Origin of the sequence: Pseudomonas sp. SIMBA_067, assembly GCF_046534675.1 — a bacterium.
GTDB classification, from domain to species: Bacteria; Pseudomonadota; Gammaproteobacteria; order Pseudomonadales; family Pseudomonadaceae; genus Aquipseudomonas; species Aquipseudomonas putida.
In genome coordinates this window covers 1-240 of record NZ_JAWRYH010001236.1, presented here as the reverse complement: position 1 = coordinate 240, position 240 = coordinate 1, and the positions used below count along the sequence as shown (strand labels likewise).

Sequence of the window (240 nt, the reverse complement as noted above, 5' to 3'; positions counted from 1 at the left end):
CGAGCAAGTTTCTCTTTGTGTTTAATTACTTGACGATCTAGCTTGTCAATCAGCGAGTCTATAGCAGCATTCATATCTTGATGTTCAGTGGAAGCAAAAATCTCAGCGCCACTAACATGAACGGTTGCTTCGGCTTTTTGGTTTAGTTTTTCTACATCGAGAATAACGTGCACATTCGTTATGTGATCAGTGTGCCTCTGTAACTTCGAAAATTTACTATTTACGTAGTCTCTAAGCGAG

Annotated in this window: 1 protein-coding gene; it reads right to left on the bottom strand. The window is 39.6% G+C overall.

The window, feature by feature from the left end; translation table 11 throughout:
* The coding region (hpf, locus tag SB765_RS33235) for a ribosome hibernation-promoting factor, HPF/YfiA family (protein ID WP_410932980.1) at positions 1-240 on the bottom strand (240 nt) is incomplete at both ends.